The 15,165-nt window shown below is 38.4% G+C and carries 14 protein-coding genes; 3 read left to right on the top strand and 11 right to left on the bottom strand.

From position 1 onward, the window contains the following. Window positions 1-11: 11 nt before the first annotated feature. The 10 genes from ribB to nhaC all read right to left on the bottom strand — a co-directional run bounded on the left by ribB (window position 12) and on the right by nhaC (window position 10,281). The gene (gene ribB / locus P0077_RS20130) at window positions 12-1,154 is read right to left on the bottom strand and encodes a 3,4-dihydroxy-2-butanone-4-phosphate synthase (protein WP_276166989.1); all 1,143 of its coding nucleotides are present in this window, start codon (window positions 1,152-1,154) and stop codon (window positions 12-14) included. Continuing rightward, entirely contained in the window at window positions 1,151-2,728 is a 1,578-nt protein-coding gene (locus P0077_RS20125; RefSeq protein WP_349292964.1) for an LptF/LptG family permease, read from the bottom strand. The genes ribB and P0077_RS20125 overlap by 4 nt, the downstream gene beginning before the upstream one ends. 10 nt (window positions 2,729-2,738) lie before the next feature. After that, window positions 2,739-3,383 (bottom strand): outer membrane lipoprotein periplasmic chaperone LolA1, encoded by a 645-nt coding sequence (gene lolA1, locus P0077_RS20120; RefSeq protein WP_276166988.1) that lies wholly within the window; start codon window positions 3,381-3,383, stop codon window positions 2,739-2,741. 24 nt (window positions 3,384-3,407) lie between these two features. Next, window positions 3,408-5,801: a DNA translocase FtsK gene (locus P0077_RS20115; protein WP_276166987.1), complete on the bottom strand. Its 2,394-nt coding sequence runs from the start codon at window positions 5,799-5,801 to the stop codon at window positions 3,408-3,410. Window positions 5,802-6,201: 400 nt separating this feature from the next. Next, on the bottom strand, window positions 6,202-6,570 hold the full coding sequence (locus P0077_RS20110; protein WP_194527543.1) for a diacylglycerol kinase: 369 nt from the start codon (window positions 6,568-6,570) through the stop codon (window positions 6,202-6,204). Next, entirely contained in the window at window positions 6,563-7,069 is a 507-nt protein-coding gene (tpx, locus tag P0077_RS20105; RefSeq protein ID WP_276166986.1) for a thiol peroxidase, read from the bottom strand. The genes P0077_RS20110 and tpx overlap by 8 nt, the downstream gene beginning before the upstream one ends. Before the next feature lie 188 nt (window positions 7,070-7,257). Beyond that, complete coding sequence (locus P0077_RS20100) at window positions 7,258-7,515, bottom strand: DUF6952 family protein (RefSeq protein WP_276166985.1); 258 nt, start codon at window positions 7,513-7,515, stop codon at window positions 7,258-7,260. Further along, entirely contained in the window at window positions 7,496-7,810 is a 315-nt protein-coding gene (locus P0077_RS20095; protein WP_276166984.1) for a thioredoxin family protein, read from the bottom strand. The genes P0077_RS20100 and P0077_RS20095 overlap by 20 nt, the downstream gene beginning before the upstream one ends. Window positions 7,811-7,908: 98 nt before the next feature. Next, window positions 7,909-8,553, bottom strand: a complete 645-nt coding sequence (locus P0077_RS20090) for a peroxiredoxin (protein WP_194527539.1) — start codon at window positions 8,551-8,553, stop codon at window positions 7,909-7,911. A gap of 237 nt (window positions 8,554-8,790) precedes the next feature. Then, window positions 8,791-10,281, bottom strand: coding sequence for a Na+/H+ antiporter NhaC (gene nhaC, locus P0077_RS20085; protein WP_276166983.1), 1,491 nt, complete (start codon window positions 10,279-10,281; stop codon window positions 8,791-8,793). A gap of 131 nt (window positions 10,282-10,412) precedes the next feature. On the opposite strand from nhaC, the gene lpdA reads away from it, so the two are divergent. Next, the gene (lpdA, locus tag P0077_RS20080; protein WP_276166982.1) at window positions 10,413-11,819 is read left to right on the top strand and encodes a dihydrolipoyl dehydrogenase; all 1,407 of its coding nucleotides are present in this window, start codon (window positions 10,413-10,415) and stop codon (window positions 11,817-11,819) included. 90 nt (window positions 11,820-11,909) lie between these two features. On the opposite strand, the gene P0077_RS20075 is transcribed toward lpdA, so the two are convergent. Then, window positions 11,910-13,094 carry a heparan-alpha-glucosaminide N-acetyltransferase domain-containing protein gene (locus tag P0077_RS20075; protein ID WP_276166981.1) on the bottom strand — a complete coding sequence of 395 codons (1,185 nt, stop codon included), beginning with the start codon at window positions 13,092-13,094 and terminating at the stop codon, window positions 11,910-11,912. 219 nt (window positions 13,095-13,313) lie between these two features. On the opposite strand from P0077_RS20075, the gene P0077_RS20070 reads away from it, so the two are divergent. Next, on the top strand, window positions 13,314-13,847 hold the full coding sequence (locus tag P0077_RS20070; protein WP_276166980.1) for an NADPH-dependent FMN reductase: 534 nt from the start codon (window positions 13,314-13,316) through the stop codon (window positions 13,845-13,847). A gap of 12 nt (window positions 13,848-13,859) precedes the next feature. Beyond that, window positions 13,860-15,152, top strand: a complete 1,293-nt coding sequence (pabB, locus tag P0077_RS20065) for an aminodeoxychorismate synthase component I (protein WP_276166979.1) — start codon at window positions 13,860-13,862, stop codon at window positions 15,150-15,152. The last annotated feature ends 13 nt before the right edge of the window (window positions 15,153-15,165 follow it).

Raw genomic sequence — 15,165 nt, 5'->3', positions numbered from 1 at the left:
AATGTGAAACCTTAATACGCTACGTACTCAACAATTTCCAAACCGTAACCAACAATACCTACGCGCTTGGTTTGTGGGGAGTTGGATAAAACCCTCATTTTAGCAATATCCAAATCATGAAGAATTTGGGCTCCAATACCAAAGTCACGGGCATCCATATCAATTTTTGGCGCTTTTTTAATTCCTTTTTTCTGAAGTTCTTTCAACTCCGTTAATCGAGATAGTAAATTAAGCGACTGTGCATCTTGATTTATAAAGACTATAGCACCTTTTCCTTCTTTGTTAATGGCATTGAACATATCTTCAAGCTTAGCATCAGGATTGTTGGTAAGCGTGCCTAAAATATCATTGTTTACCAAAGTTGAATTGATGCGGGTCAGTACCGTATCAGTCTTATTCCAAGTACCCTTGGTCAACGCAATATGAACGTGGTTGTTCGTAGTCTGTTGGTAAGCTCGTAAACGGAATTTCCCGAAACGCGTTTCAATATCAAAATCCTCCTTTTTGGCAATTAAGCTATCATGCTCCATTCTATAGGCTACCAAATCTTCTATAGAAACAATTTTGAGGTCAAATTTTTTAGCAACCTTTAGGAGTTGCGGTAAGCGAGCCATGCTACCATCCTCGTTCATAATTTCCACGATATAGCCCGCAGGTTTTAAACCTGCAAGTCTAGCAAAATCAATAGCAGCCTCAGTATGACCGGTTCTTCTGAGTACGCCACCTTCTCTGGCTACTAATGGAAAAATATGACCGGGACGTGCCAAATCATGAGGTTTTGTATCGTTTTTAGTGAGGGCAAGTACAGTTTTGGCCCTATCCGAAGCTGAGATGCCCGTTGTAACGCCACCTCCGCGCAAATCCACAGATACGGTAAAAGCCGTCTCCATAGGGTCTGTATTATTATTGACCATCATATGAAGGCCCAAGTCTTTACATCTGCCTTCGGTTAGCGGAGCACAAATTAGTCCTCTACCATGTGTAGCCATAAAGTTCACCGTTTCCGGTGTAGCCAATTCTGCAGCAGCTAGAAAATCACCTTCGTTTTCACGATTCTCATCATCAACTACTATGATGACTTTCCCTTTTCTGATTTCATCAATGGCTTCCTCAATAGTATTCAATTGAATTTTCTTTTCCATATCGATACTCATTCTTCTTCAGTTTTGTCTTTTCTTGAAAAAAATCGTTTGAAAAGGTCTATTACGTTTCCAAAATTCATCATTCCCTGATCGGCAGTGGCTTGTCTTGTTAGATAAATACCTAAAGGTAACATAACCATAGATGGTAGCCACGCTCCTATAATAGGGTGAATATTTCCTTTATAGCTGTAGTTTTCTGCAAAAACTCCCATAAAGTAATAAACGAGAAATAATAATATGGCAATTACCATAGGTAGGCCTATACCACCCTTGCGGATAATAGCCCCCAAGGGTGCGCCAACAAAAAATAGGATAATACATGAAAGGGCAAGCGCATATTTATCGTGCAGTGAGAAGACGTGCCTACGGTGTATTTCATACCTTTTGCCTAATTCTTGTTTCTTACCGTTAATAGAGGTCATAATATTAGAAACTGAATTTTTGGCAGAATTCATGACCTGTACTTTTTGCCAATCTTTAAATAAGGTGATGATATCAGTAGGAGGTGTTTTTTCATCTACCTCAGTAGAATTGGACAGTGAATCTATTTTTACATCCTCTTGAATCTCATTTTCAGCTTTAAGAGTATCAAGACTATTTTTCTCAGCTGTTGTTTCTTTACTAGATGGCTCTTTCTCCTTTAGGAGTTTCATTTTTTTTGACGCCGCAGTATCTTTTGGCGTAAGAGGGATAAAACCTCCCATACGGTAGACGATGTTTTTTGAGAAAGCCTGAACAATTCTCTTATTATCCGTCTCAAGAGAATCCATATCCTTTATTAAACGAGAAACGTTTTTCATCTTCTCTCGGTTGGATACATTCTCCTCCTCAAGGTCTTGTTCCATTTCCGGGATTTCAATGTTCATCCGGTAAATTTCAAAATGGGTTTGAGTAAATGGATATTTCCTTTTTTCGGTACTTTTTTTCTTATCCATATCACGGTAATCATGACCGTCACGAAGTACCAACTGAATAAGTTCTGATTCTTCACTACTGATTAACTCTCCCGTTTTCGCCTTGATTACAGTGCTATTGACATTGGCAGGAGTTTTCTGATGGATAATTACATTTTTGAGGAAACGGTCTTTTTCGCCGTACTTCTCATCAACTTTTATGCTCATTCCCTCAAAGTCGCTAAACACCCCTTTTTCAATTGCCGCAGCTGGTTTTACCTTGGCAATGTTACGGCGCATGTTGTAGATTTTCTGCTCTGAGGCGGGAATAACGCTATTGGCAAAATAAAAAGTGACACCACCTAATCCTACCATAAAGATAATAAGGCTTAGCATTGAGCGTTGCAATGAAATACCTGAGGCTTTCATTGCTGCAAACTCATAATTCTCTGCTAGTGTCCCAAAAGTTAAAATAGAAGCAAGGATAACGGTTAATGGCAGTACCTTCTCCGTTAAACTGGGCATCATGTAAAAGAAAAATTTCCCTATGATAACAATATCAAGACCCTTCCCTGCAAAATCATCAATAAACAACCATATCGTCTGAAATATGAAGATGAACATCAATATTACGAACGAACTCAAAAAATTAGAAAGGAATCGCGATAATATATATCGGTCTAGAATTCTCAATGTGGCAATATTAGTTTCTTACTATGTAGTACCCGTCATTTTTGTACTTCGCCTCATCAAAAGTAAACAAGGTTTTTGACAAAGGTTGGTCAGTTTTGAAAGAATTAACGGTAATGGTGGTAGTGGTACCATTTTCGCCAGTTTCTATCAGTTTGTAAATATGCTTCGTTTCAGCATCAACACCCAATAGAATCGTCTTTATTTCTGAATTCGTGTCAATAGGCGTAAGTTTTACATACTGAATTTTTCTACCGTTTACGTTCTGAAGAATATCCATTTCATAATTATGTCCTTCTCTGTAAAAAGTTAGCATTTTTGCCGGAGTAAGGGCATTCTCATCGTTAGATTTATCCTCAATGGTTACCTCTTCGTTTTCCGGTATAATAGTGTAAACTTTGGAACCGTCATATAACAATGTAGTGCCAAAGAAATTACCAATGTACTTATCACCTTGTAAGGTGACGTCGCCACGGGTTTCTTGGTTTATACCAGCCTCTGAATTATTGAGGACATATTTAAAATCTATATAAATATTATCATAGCTTTTCACCTTGGCATAAACGTCTTCCAATAACGCTTTTGCTTTTTCTGAATTTTGTGCAAAAGTTACGTTCGATACTAATACAAGGGTAAGTACTAAAAAAATCTTTTTCATTTTACTTTTTAAGTTAATAGCTCTTTAGGAGCTCTCGTTGCTTAATAATTGGTCTAGTGCAATAAGGTCTGGCACCAAAACTTGTCTGGCTTTACTGCCTTCAAACGGCCCTACAATACCCGCAGCTTCTAGCTGGTCTACGATACGCCCTGCACGGTTATACCCCAATTTTAATTTTCTTTGAATTAAGGAAGCAGAACCTTGTTGTGCCGTTACAATTACTTCGGCGGCATCTCGGAACAAAGCATCCCTGTCCGCTATATCTACATCAATACTTGTGCCAGAGTCCTCGCCTGTATATTCTGGCAGTTCATGTGCATTTGGATAGGCACGTTGCGAGCCTATATAATCTGTAATCTTGGCAACTTCCGGTGTGTCAACAAAAGCACACTGTATACGGGTAACATCGTTACCCTGTGTGTACAACATGTCACCTCTACCAATAAGCTGGTCAGCCCCTTGCGCATCCAATATAGTTCTGGAGTCAATTTTAGAGGTTACCCTAAATGCTATTCTGGCAGGGAAGTTTGCTTTTATGATACCGGTTATCACGTTTACCGACGGCCGCTGCGTTGCAATTATCAAGTGAATACCGATTGCCCTTGCCAATTGAGCAAGACGTGCAATTGGGGTTTCTACCTCCTTACCTGCAGTCATTATTAAATCTGCAAATTCATCTATGACCAGAACGATGTAGGGTAGAAATTTATGTCCGTCGTTTGGATTTAATTTACGTGCCTTAAATTTAACGTTGTACTCCTTAAGGTTACGTACTTGGGCGTGTTTTAAGAGTTCATACCGGTCATCCATTTCTATACAGAGTGAATTCAAGGTATTGATTACCTTGGCATTATCCGTAATAATAGCTTCCTCGGAGTCGGGTAATTTTGCCAAGAAGTGTCTTTCAATTTTATTATAAATCGAAAGTTCGACCTTTTTCGGGTCGACCAGAATAAATTTGACTTCTGCCGGATGTTTTTTATAAAGGAGGGAGGTAAGAACGGCATTTAGACCTACTGATTTACCTTGACCGGTAGCACCTGCCATTAAAAGGTGAGGCATTTTCGCCAAATCCACTACAAATGTTTCGTTACTAATGGTCTTGCCAAAAGCGATCGGCAGTTCCATTTCTGCTTTTTGAAACTTGCTTGAGGCCACAACGGACCGCATAGAAACGATTGTCGCATTTTTGTTCGGTACTTCAATACCAATAGTTCCTTTACCAGGAATAGGGGCAATAATTCGTATACCTAGAGCGGCAAGCGAAAGGGCAATATCATCTTCTAAGTTCTTAATCTTGGAAATTCTAACCCCGGCCTCGGGCACAATTTCGTAAAGTGTAACGGTGGGGCCAATAGTTGCTTTAATTTGTGAGATTCCAATCTTGTAGTTTTTAAGCGTCTCTACAATCTTATTTTTGTTCTCCTCAAGTTCTTCTTGATTAATAGTGATTCCACCGGTAACACCATGCTGGTCTAGGAGCTCTATGGTGGGGAACTTGTAATTGCCAAGTTCTAGGGTAGGATCGAACTCACCAAAATCCTCAACTAACTTATCGGCTATATTATCGGTCTCTTCCTGTTCTTCAACAATTTTCTCCACTTCCATTGCTAACTCTTCGGTAGTTTCTTCCTCAACGGGAACGGAAATCTCAAAATCATCTAAAGTAACCTCGTTCTCAGGTTCAAGGGGAGGAATATCTTTCTTATGGGTGTACGTATCAAGAACAACAGGTTCTTCTTTTTCTTTTTTCTTTATGGTTTCCTGTACATCTTTTAAAGTATCGGATGCTTCTTTTGAACTTGTTCTGAGCTCGGATTTTAATGAAGATGATTTTTTCCTGAAAGACTGGGCCATTCCCTCTGGTGTAAAATGAAAGAAACGAACTAAAATAAAAACAAGTCCAAACAGTAGAATAAGAACAACACCAATGTTTCCGGTGTAATCTCGTAGAAAATCGTTCATTTCATAACCTACGACACCACCAAGCAGAGGTTGTGAGTCCGCTAGGAAACCTAACGCAATAGATATCCAAATCATAAAAATAAGACCCCAAATCCATTTTTTGAGAAGCCCCTTTCTTTCTAAGCTCAAAAAGAGGTGTAATCCGGTGATGCAGACTAGAATGGTTAGAATAATGGAAGCAACTCCAAAACCTTTATAAACAAAGAAGTGGCTAACACTAGCACCAAATTTATTAAGCAGATTTTTAGCTTGTTCATTTCTATTGGTAAATTCAGACAATAGACTCTGGTCGTCTTGCCACGTAAAATAAAAGGAGACGAACGAGAAGAATAAAGCCATGCTGAAAAGGATCAGCAAGCTTCCTAAAATAATCTTGTTCTTTTTAGATACCGTGAAGCTAGCTTTTTTGGGGCTTGCCTTTTTTTTGGTTGTCGTTGTTTTCTTTTTGGCCATTACTTTTTTTCCACTGGGTGCAAAAATACGTATTACGAAGTTTTTGGAGTAGAGATTACGAAAAGTCTTTTTGCTTTTATAATATACATACTCTTTTTAAGGTGGTTATGGTTCTATTGTTCCTTGTTTTAGGCATCTAAAGTCTGTTAAGGATACCATCATACAGTGTTGAACAAAGTGAATTTCCATCTTACCCCCTTTTTTTGTTTTTAACGGATTTTTTTTCGCAATGTTGTTCTACAGTCTTTTATCCAGCTTGGGCAATGTAGTGAAAAGTATAGGCTAAAAAATATATGCTATTGAATTATGATAAATTCGTAGAGTGAATATATTCTATGGGTTCGGTAAGCATATTTTGCTTATGCCAAAACGGATTGGAATTAAAGTAGGGCTTCGCTGATTAGAATATTTTCGGGATGTAGATAATACAGCCTACTATGGTAGCGCCAATTGAAACAAGCATTACCGCACCTGCTGCAACATCTTTTATAAAGCCTATTCTCTCATCAAATTCAGGGTGAATGAAATCGCATATTTTTTCAATTGCGGTATTGGCGCCTTCCACACCTACCACAAGAGAAACAGCAAAGACTTGAAAAATCCACTCAGTTGTAGAAATTTCATAGTAAAAGCCAGCGATAGTTACAGCCACGGCCAAAAACACCTGAATTTTGATACTGGCTTCGGTCCTGATTAAAAGCAGGGCTCCACGTAAAGCGAAGCCCACACTTCTTATTCTATTTACAAGAAAGGATTCTTCCTTAGGCATCGGCTAAAACTTCTAGAGCCGCTTTGTAATTTGGCTCATCTACGGTTTCAGGAACTTGCTCTGTATAGATTACTTCACCTGCTTCATTAAGAACTACTACCGATCTAGAAAGTAATGCTGTCAAAGGCCCGTCAGTAAAGGTAACAGCGTAATCTTTTCCAAAACTACCATCGCGGAAGTCAGATAGCATTTCTACATTGTTGATGCCTTCTGCACCACAAAAACGAGCTTGAGCAAATGGTAAGTCTTTGGAAACACATAAAACCACTGTGTTTTCTATTTCTGCCGCCTCTTGGTTAAATTGTCTAACGGATTGCGCACACGTACCGGTGTCAACGCTAGGGAAGATATTTAAAACCACTCTCTTGCCCGAATAATCCGAAAGGGATGCAGATGAAAGGTCGTTTTTTGTTAATGTAAAATTAGGAGCTTTACTTCCGTTTGCAGGAAGATTTCCTAAAGTGTGTATTTCGTTTCCTTTTAGGGTTACTGTAGCCATGATATGTTCTGTTTATATTGGTGGTGAAAATATAAAATTATGGCTAATTATAGGCGCTCCATAAGAGAAATATAGTTTTAAGTAACAAAAGGAAAATAAAAAGTGAAACAACTCAATTGATTTCATTAAAAATCAAAAGTTATTTCACTTCTAAACAGTTAAACAGTAGTAAAAAGTACGTACTTAACTTATTTATCTATGGAACCCATTACACGTTGCATAAATTCATTTAAAGCTTCCTTTTGTGGTTTGCCTTCTTTTATGCCTTTTTGCACTTCTAGTGCACCGTACATGTTTGAAATCAATTCACCAATAACATCTAGTTCTTCGTCTTTAAGCGAGGATACTTCGGTCAGTGCTTCTAGGGTCTCAATTGTTTCAACAACAAAATCTTCGTCGTTTTCTTCAATGAAATTCGTTAAATGCTTAATTACTGGAAGCTTCACTGATCAATTCTTTTAGAACATCGTATTTGTTCGTTTGTACTTGATTTTTAAACTCTCCGTTAGTGAAAGTGGCAAACGTAGGTAAGTTGTCTACATTGGCTAGTTTTCTGCTTTCAGGAAATTTCTCGGCATCTGCAATTACGAAAGTGAAATCTCCGTGCGTAGAGGCCTCTTTTTTGAACTTAGGCTTCATAATACGGCAGTTACCGCACCAACCAGCAGAATACTGTACTATTACATTTTTCTTGTCTGCAATGATTTCTTGCAGATTATCTTGATCCAATTCCAATACCATATCTAAAGGGTTTTAAAATTTGTGAATACTACTTTTAAATGATACCGCTTGTATGTATAGAATACAAGCGGTAATCTTTATAGTTTCCGCGGCTAAAATTAATTAGCGTGTGCAGAAAGGTAACTTGCAACACCTTTTCTATCTGCAGTCATTGCATCTTTTCCTTCTTCCCAGTTTGCAGGACAAACTTCTCCTTTTTCCTGTACGTGGGTGTACGCATCAATAAGACGTAAATATTCGTTTACGTTTCTACCTAATGGCATGTGGTTGATGCCTTCGTGGAATACAGTACCTTCTTCATCAATAAGGTAAGTAGCACGGTAAGTTACATTGTCACCTTCAACAGTAACAACACCAGTTTCTTCATTGTACTGCTCGTTGGTAATATCTAGGATGCCTAAAGTAGAGGCAAGGTTCCGGTTGCTATCTGCCAATAATGGGTAGGTAACACCTTCAATACCACCATTGTCTTTATCGGTACTTAACCATGCAAAGTGTACTTCTGCCGTGTCACAAGATGCACCAATTACCAATGTGTTTCTTTTTTCGAATTCGCCTAAAGCCGCTTGGAATGCATGTAATTCAGTTGGACATACAAAAGTGAAATCTTTAGGGTACCAGAAAAGAACAACTTTCTTATTATTTTTTTGAGCTTCTTCTAAAACGTTCAATTGGAATGTATCGCCTAAATCATTCATTGCGTTTACATTCAAGTTGGGGAATTTTTTACCTACAAAAGCCATATTCTATTGTTTTTTAAGTTTCAATTTGAATACAAAATTACATGAATATTATCCCGGGCAACGTAATGTGTATTTAAAAAATTGATATCAGAATAACTAATGCAAATGCTTAGGAGCGCAAGGTGGAATTGTTGTTTATTCGATAAGAAAGAGATGTTAAAATTGCTTGATTGGCAAAGAATCAACGGCGGGTTTAGAAATCCATAATTAGTGGATTTGTAAATTTTTTCATTTTTTTTAGATGGATGCTTCTTTAGTGGTCAATTGCTTCAATTTAATGCTAAAAGCGGCAAAAATCAAGGTCATAATTGGACTCAACCAGTTAAAAACTGCAAATAGGGCAAACTCAGCTGTGCCAACACCTAAAACGCTACTGTGATATGCTCCACAGGTATTCCAAGGAACAAGTACAGAGGTTACCGTACCAGAATCTTCCAAGGTTCGGCTAAGATTTTCGGGAGCTAAGTTTTTATCGGCATAAGCTTTACTGAACATCTTGCCTGGCACTACAATGGCCAAATACTGGTCCGAAGCGGTAATGTTCAGTGCCAAGCAGCTTCCAACTGTACTGGCAAATAGCCCGAAAGTAGTTTTTGCCATCACCAATAAGGATTTGGTAATACGGTCCAAAGCGCCAATTCCGTCCATAATACCTCCAAAAACCATAGCACAGATAATAAGCCAGATAGTGCCCAACATTCCGGCCATGCCAGATGCGGAGAATAGGTCATTTAAGGACTCATTGTCGGTTGGAACAGATGTTTCTACGGTAATAGCCGTGAGAATCCCTTCATAGCCAGATCTTAATGTAAGTTCTTTGGCTCCAGTTATATTCGCAACTACATCTGGCTGAAATATAAGAGCAAATAAAGCACCTAGTAAAGTTCCGATAAGCAAAGCTGCTAAAGGCGGAGTTTTCTTAATAATAAGTACCACAACAACTATAGGTACTAGAAATAACCATGGATTTATATTAAAAGCGGAGTCAATTGAAGTTAAAATTGAGTTTACATCCGCAGAACCTGTAGTGTCAATAGTAAAACCTAGTACAATAAAAAAGATAAGTGTCACTGATATTGTGGGAACGGTGGTGTAGAGCATATACCTAATGTGCTCAAAAAGTTCTCCTCCCGCCATGGCAGGGGCTAAGTTGGTGGTGTCGCTAAGTGGTGAAAGTTTATCACCAAAATAAGCTCCTGATAATACTGCGCCGGCAGTCATACCTAGGGATATACCCAAAGCATCGCCTATACCAATAAGAGCAATACCTACGGTGGCCGATGTTGTCCAGCTACTACCTGTTGCAACGGATATGATTGCGCAGATAAAAACGCAGGCCGCTAAAAATATTGTGGGATTCAAAACTTGAAGGCCGTAATAGATCATTGCGGGTATGATTCCGCTTATCAACCATGAGCCGGCGAGTGCACCTACCATTAATAGTATGAGCAGCGCACCAGTGGTGGATTTTAGGTTTTCGGCAACCTCTGCCATCATTTGCTCGTAGGATACTTTGTTGAATACACCAACAATCGCGGCAACCGCACCACCTAATAAAAGGATAAATTGGTTAGAGCCGCTAAGGGCATCGTCTCCAAAAACAAAAACATTATAGGCTAGCATAGCAACAAGCGCTATTACAGGAGTTAGTGCTTCCCAGATATTCAACTCTTTGTTTTTAACGATGTTTTCGTTTTCTCTGTGCTCCCCTGAATTTTGGTTTGTCATTAATATCGGTTTAGCTATTAGGTAATATTACAATTTTGATGGGGTTTGTGCAACTTTTGTATAAATTGGTAAAGGATACCCTAAACCGGAAAATAGTGTTAATTTTGTAATTCAAATTCAAAGAAAATTTTATGAGTTCATATGACGTGGCCATTATTGGCTCAGGACCAGGAGGGTATGTAGCAGCTATTCGTTGTGCACAATTGGGATTGAAAACAGCAATAATAGAAAAGTACAGTACTTTAGGTGGAACTTGCCTTAACGTAGGTTGTATTCCTTCAAAGGCTTTGTTGGATTCTTCTCATCATTATGAGGATGCCGTAAAGCATTTTGAAGCGCACGGAATTGATATTCCAGGTGAAATAAAAGTAAATCTAGAGCAGATGATTTCTAGAAAGGCGTCTGTTGTAAAACAAACATGCGATGGTGTTAAGTTCTTGATGGATAAAAATAAAATTGATGTTTTTGAAGGCTTGGGTAGCTTTAAGGATGCTACTCACATCAACATTAAAAAGAATGATGATAGTACGGAAACTATTGAAGCTAAGAATACTATAATCGCCACTGGAAGTAAACCTTCATCTCTTCCGTTTATCAAAATTGATAAGGAACGTATTATAACGTCTACCGAAGCATTAGAGTTAAAAGAGATACCAAAGCATCTTATTATTATTGGAGGTGGAGTAATTGGTCTAGAGTTGGGTCAGGTGTACAAACGTCTCGGTGCCGATGTTACTGTGGTTGAATATATGGATAGAATTATCCCAACTATGGATGCTTCCCTTTCTAAGGAATTGACAAAGGTTCTAAAAAAGCAGAAGGTGAAGTTCAATCTTTCGAGCAAGGTAAAATCTGTGGAAAGGAAAGGTGATGAAGTTATTGTTAAGGCCGATGATAAAAAAGGGCAAGAGATAGAGTTGAAAGGTGACTATTGTCTGGTAGCAGTGGGAAGAAAGCCATATACTGATGGTTTGAACGTTGAGGCAGCCGGTGTTAAATTGGATTCTAGAGGTAAAGTAGAGGTGAACGACCATTTGCAGACTTCAGCTTCTAATATTTACGCTATTGGCGATGTTATTCGTGGTGCTATGTTGGCTCACAAAGCGGAGGAAGAAGGTACCTTGGTGGCCGAGCAATTGGCAGGTCAAAAACCACACATTGATTATAACCTAATTCCCGGTGTAGTGTATACATGGCCAGAAGTTGCTTCTGTAGGTAAGACCGAAGAGGAATTGAAAGAAGCCGGTATAGAATATAAAGTGGGTCAATTTCCAATGCGTGCATTAGGTCGTTCTCGTGCAAGTATGGATTTGGATGGATTTGTAAAAATGCTAGCGGATAAGAAAACGGATGAAGTTTTAGGGGTTCATATGATTGGAGCCCGTAGTGCGGATTTAATCGCGGAAGCAGTTATTGCAATGGAGTTCCGTGCATCTGCTGAAGATATTTCTAGGATGAGTCATGCGCACCCTACTTTTGCCGAAGCGGTAAAAGAAGCTGCTCTTGCTGCAACGGATGATCGTCCGTTACATATTTAAAAAAGAAACTTCTTAATACAAAAATCCCCGAAGAGCATTGCTCCTCGGGGATTTTTTTGGATATATAGTTTTGTAAATGCTATCTGATACTTAATTTTTTGCCCAACCCACTCTTCTTAGTAATCTGTGCAATCGGTTTTTTGCTATTTGAAAAATGTTTATAGCATAAACCTCGACCTTTATATAAGCAAACCTTAAAGCGATTGTTGCTTTTTGGTTAATAATTTCTTTGTGTTCTTCATATTTAAGAGCGGTAAAAGTACATAGGAACATAAATGTCAACGCTCCTGAAATGGCAACGGTAGGAGTTAGGGAGTGATTGAAAAATCGATACAATCCCAAACCTGTAAAAGAGCCATAAAGGATAATAAAATGAACGATATAAATGGACAGTGTGCTTTGTCCGATTTTTAGTACTGTCCTATTTTTAAGTAAGCTTCTAAAGAGCATAAATACACTAAAAACAATTAAAACGTCACCTAATCGTATAAATAAGTAATTATTGAAGTAAATGTTCGCAAATAACTGTAAATCTGTCCATTTGGATAGCTGTAAAAATAAATCCGAAGAAAATGAAATAAGCACTGCTCCCGCTAAAGCGAAAAACGGAATAGCAACGGGATACAAGTACTTAAAATTTTTAAACTTCGTAAAAACAAGTGAAAGGAACCCACCAAAGGAAGCATATCCGAACCAAGGTAGAATAGTGAAAACAGAACCATTGCTTTTGGTTAGGTAATTCGCAAAAGCATCCGGTAAAAATGAAAATCCCCATGTCTTGTAGGTTGGTTCAAAAATGAACAGCAATAGCGTAATACTGACCAATGCTGTTGGGAAAACAAATTTCTTTCGGTTTTGAGCTAATAGATATATGCCAATAATCCCCAATAAAGAAAGACCTATGCAATGTAGAACATCAATTAAATAAAATGAATCGTATATTTTTCCCTGTAACAGACCTAAAAGGTTCATCCGTAATAAATATCCAATAAAGAGTAATTCTAGCCCTCTTTTAACTCCTTTTTTAACTCGTGGATTTTGAAGTCCGGTTGTATCGCCTTTGACTAAAAGATAGGTAAATATAAATCCTGAAACCGTAAAGAAGACCGGAGCGGTGATGCCTCTAAAATATTTCCAAATAGAAAAAGCAGCATTGGTACTATCTCTAAAAACGGGGTCTAAGAGCCCATCAATAAAATGCCCCTGAAGCATCATGAGAATGGCCCATGCACGCATGGCATCAATGAAGTATAGTCTTGTTGTTTTGTTTTCCACTAGTGGTCGTATCAAAAATTGGCAAAAGCATCAATAAAACTCAAAACTTTGCTTTTTAGTACATCCGCTATAAATCTGCGGACAATTAAACGGCAAAATAACTATCTTATATACTTGTAATACAGTTAGTTTGGATGTTTGCGTCGCAAAATTAGATAAATTCCTCGCAATTCAACTGTATTTGCTATATTTTCGCTAAAACACATCTAACTACTCACTATGGCAGCGATATTAGCATTTGCAGGTAGCAATTCTTCAAAATCTATTAATTACCAATTGGTTAAATACACGACTTCTTTTATTGATGGTCAAAAAATTCAATTGTTGAACATGGTTAATTATCCATTTCCAATGTTTGGCGAGGATTACGAGAGAGATAATGGGTATTCAAATTCTTTGGTGGAGCTTAAGGATGATATGGCTAAGGCAGACGGCATTATTATTTCGGTAAACGAGCATAACAGCGGGCCTTCGGCATACTTTAAGAATCTGACCGATTGGCTTTCGCGTGTGGAACGTAAGTTTTTAGATGGTAAACCGGTATTGTTAATGTCTACTTCAGGGGGTCAAAGAGGAGGAATTACTGCCTTGGAAACTACTAAGAGTGTGCTACCTAGGTTTGGTGCTGAAGTTGTTGCTACGTTTTCTTTGCCTTCGTACAGTGCGAATTTTAAAGAGGGGGAAGGTATCACCAATGCAGAACTTGCTAAGACGCACCGTGCTGCTGTAGACCAATTTTTAAGTAAACTTTAAAGGAACTCCCATTTGCGTATTTCTGCGTCTTTCACTGTTTCCGATATTCAAAAATTCAAAGAGAGGTTATTGCTTTGGGCGCAACAATTTGAAGAAATTGTTTGGCTTGACAGTAATGGGCACACGGGTAAATACAACTCGTTTGATGCGCTGTTGGCTGTTGATGCGCTTACAACAATTAAAACGGATAGTGATAAGGCTTTTGATAAGCTGAGAGAATTTCAAGAGCAAGCTAAAGACTATATTTTTGGGTATCTTTCGTATGACTTAAAAAATGATATTGAACGACTTTCCTCTAAAAATAACGATGGCTTAGGGTTTTCTGACTTGTTTTTTTTTCAGCCTAAAAAAATCATTAAAATTACTGGTAACACCGTATGCTTTGAATATCTGCTTATGGTAGATGATGAAGTCCAATCTGATTTTGAATTGATTTCCAACGAAATAAAGATAGAGGAGGAAGCGGTTACCGAAAACATTAAAATAAAACTCCGTGTTTTTAAGGATGAATATTTCCGGCAGGTAAGAAAAATGTTAAGCCATATTCACCGTGGCGATATTTATGAAGCTAATTTTTGCCAGGAATTTTATGCGGAAGACACTCAGATCAATCCTTTTAAAACCTATCAGAAGTTAAATAAGATATCAGCAGCACCGTTCGCATCATATCTTAGGGTGTATGACAGGTATTTGCTTTCGGCCTCTCCGGAGCGGTATTTACGAAAAGACGGGTCTAAGCTAATTTCCCAACCTATTAAAGGAACCGCAAAGAGGGCTGAAAATGCAGAGGAGGACGAAAGATTGATTGAGGCTTTAAAAAACGACCCAAAAGAGCGTGCGGAAAATATAATGATTGTGGACTTGGTTCGTAATGACCTTTCAAAAAGCGCGCTAAAGGGAAGTGTAAGGGTTGAGGAACTGTGTGAAGTCTATACTTTTGAGCAGGTGCATCAAATGATTTCTACGGTTGTTGCGCATGTGGCGGCAGATGTTAATCCGGTAGATGTAATTAGACAATCATTTCCCATGGGCAGTATGACGGGAGCGCCAAAAGTTTCGGCCATGAAAATAATAGAAGAGCTAGAGGCTTTCAAAAGAGGTTTGTATAGTGGTGCGGTAGGCTATTTTACACCTGAGGGTAATTTTGATTTTAATGTCGTAATCCGAAGTATTCTTTATAACGCTACCCAAAAGTACGTTTCTTATTCCGTGGGAGGGGCAATTACAGCAAAAGCAATTCCTGAAAAAGAGTATGAAGAATGTCTTTTGAAGGCTAAGGCTATGCGTGAAGTTCTGGAAGGTTGAGCTAGCGTAAGAG

It is taken from the genome of Zobellia alginiliquefaciens, from assembly GCF_029323795.1.
Taxonomy (GTDB): Bacteria; Bacteroidota; Bacteroidia; order Flavobacteriales; family Flavobacteriaceae; genus Zobellia; species Zobellia alginiliquefaciens.
This window is presented reverse-complemented; position numbering and strand designations above follow the sequence as displayed.